The organism is Nonomuraea lactucae (genome assembly GCF_003313395.1).
Taxonomy (GTDB): Bacteria; Actinomycetota; Actinomycetes; order Streptosporangiales; family Streptosporangiaceae; genus Nonomuraea; species Nonomuraea lactucae.
On the sequence record NZ_QNFZ01000556.1, the window covers coordinates 1 to 1,777 of the forward strand.

The window sequence follows — 1,777 nt, forward strand, 5'->3', positions numbered from 1 at the left end:
AGCTGGGCTCTGAGCCGCTCGCCGCCGCCGAGCAGCTGGGGTTCGAGCCGCTCGCCGCCGTGGGGGCCGTGGCCGCCGGGCGCGTCAGGCGCTCGCCGCTGACGGCGCGCGAGCAGGAGATCGCCGCGCTGCTGACCCTGGGCCTGTCCAACAGGGCCATCGCCGAGGAGCTCGTGATCAGCCCGGCGACCGTGGCGCGGCACATCGCCAACATCATGGAGAAGCTCGGCCACACCTCGCGGGCCCAGATCGCGGTGTGGGCCGCCGAACACCTGAGAGCGTCTGCATAGGCATCTGCATATTCCGCCGCATGTAGGGGTGAGATGCCCTGATTTACCGTGGGCCGTATGGGTGAGCGCGTCGTCATGGTGGACCCGGGCACGGGGTTCAAGCTCACCGAGAGGCAGCTCGACGAGAGGTCCGCGGCGGCGTCCGTCCAGTTGCGGCGCCGCGGGGTGCGAGCGGGCGACTCCGTGCTCGTCTGCCTGCCGGTCGGGCCCGACCTGCTGGTGGCGACCGACGCGGTGATCGGGGCCGGTGGCGTCGTCTGGCCCGTCCCGGCCGAGCTGGACGCGGGTGTCCTCCGGCAGCGCATCCTGGACAGCCACGCCCGGGTGATGATCTCGGACCAGCCCCATGCGGTGGACGCGGCCGAGGGGTCGGCCCTGCGGATGGTGGTGACCGTCGCCGACCTCAGCGGCGAGCGGCGGCGATGACCGCGACGAGCGTGGCCGGGGAGCGGGGATCATAAGCTCGGAGTCATGCCGTTCGCGCCAAGCTTCCCCGTCATGCTCAGGACCGACGACGGCGTCCGCATCGACGCCGCGCACACCCCGTCGGCGCGTTCCGACATCGGAATCGTCGTCGCGCACGGGTTCACGGGCTCGTGGCGGGAGCGCACCGCCCGCCGGATCGTCCACGTGCTCAGCGGGTACGGCGGGGTGCTCGCGTTCGACTTCCGCGGTCACGGCCGCTCCGGCGGCGAGTCGACCGTGGGCGACCTGGAGATCCTCGACGTGGCCGCGGCCGTCAGGCACGCGCGGCTGGTCGGCTACTCGAAGATCGCGGTGGTCGGCTTCTCGATGGGCGCGGCGGTGGCGGTGCGCCACGCGGGCCTGCGCGGCGGCGTCGACGCGGTCGTGGCGGTCAGCGGCCCCGCCCGCTGGCACTATCGCGGCACCAAGCCGATGCGGCAGGTCCACTGGGCCATCGAGCGGCCCTTCGGGCGCTGGGCGGCCAGGGTGGTCAAGCGCACCCGGATCTCCGGCGGCCAGTGGGACCCGATCCCCGTGCCGCCGCACGAGGCGGCGGGGCTCATCGCGCCCACGCCGCTGCTGGTCGTGCACGGTGACCGTGACACGTTCTTCCCGCTGGAGCACGCGTACCAGCTCCACGCGGGCGCGCGTGAGCCCAAGGAGCTCTGGGTGGAGCCGGGGTACGGCCACGCGGAGTCCGCGGCCACCCCTGATCTCGTTCGTCGCATCGGAAAATGGATCGCCGCGAACCTTTCCTGAGTAAGACACGTCTACCTAGGGCGTAAGGAAGAAAACCGCCGGGAGAAGTCCTAGGGGAAGGAAACCACCGCAGGTGGTGGACGTAGGACATACTTCGGGTAGTTGGGTGGTTGCCCACAGTGGCCTGCGTTCAGCATGTCATTGGTGTGCGCCTGCAGTGGCCTGCGTTCAGCGGCTCACTACAGGTTGCGGAGTGTGCACCTAGCGTCGCGGGGGCGCGCTGGGGCCCTCCGCACCCGCGGGGCTCCGGCGCGGCAGCGCCG

The 1,777-nt window shown here is 71.8% G+C and carries 3 protein-coding genes; all 3 read left to right on the forward strand.

All coding sequences use genetic code 11. From position 1 onward, the window contains the following. Positions 1–290, forward strand: a 290-nt coding sequence (locus DQW85_RS23545; protein ID WP_162795290.1) for a response regulator transcription factor, incomplete at its 5' end; no start/stop codon positions are given. 57 nt (positions 291–347) lie between these two features. Further along, complete coding sequence (locus DQW85_RS23550; protein ID WP_113702257.1) at positions 348–716, forward strand: AMP-binding protein; 369 nt, start codon at positions 348–350, stop codon at positions 714–716. Positions 717–761: 45 nt separating this feature from the next. Continuing rightward, positions 762–1,514 carry an alpha/beta hydrolase gene (locus tag DQW85_RS23555; protein ID WP_240197380.1) on the forward strand — a complete coding sequence of 251 codons (753 nt, stop codon included), beginning with the start codon at positions 762–764 and terminating at the stop codon, positions 1,512–1,514. Positions 1,515–1,777 lie beyond the last annotated feature (263 nt).